The 317-nt window shown below is 58.4% G+C and carries 1 pseudogene; it reads left to right on the forward strand.

Going from position 1 to position 317, the window contains the following annotated elements:
- Positions 1–317: pseudogene (locus CHH75_RS25000) on the forward strand (hypothetical protein); the annotation flags it as partial.

Here is a 317-nt window from a genome sequence, read left to right on the forward strand (position 1 = left end):
GGTTGTCGCTGGCTGTACGGTCGATGAGGCCGGTGAACCGCAGCAGGTCAAGATCCGCCTGTTGCTGCAGAGCCGAGGAACCGATACAAGGGCCTCTCGCCGCGATCTAACCGCATTCATCGACGAGCACGTGGATCGCCTTGCATCCGAAGTCCAGCTGTCCTCCCAAGCTTTTCGGTTGTACGCCCCTTTGCGGAGTGTGGTAAGAGAGGCGTGGGTATCGCTGAAGAATACATATGGTGCGTTGGGGAGGAAGCATCTGCAGGCGTATTTGAACGAATTCACAGGACGCCGCTGGCTTCTCCTGTCCGGAACGG

Origin of the sequence: Paenibacillus sp. 7541 (assembly GCF_002276395.1) — a bacterium.
Lineage (GTDB): Bacteria > Bacillota > Bacilli > Paenibacillales > Paenibacillaceae > Paenibacillus_AQ > Paenibacillus_AQ campinasensis.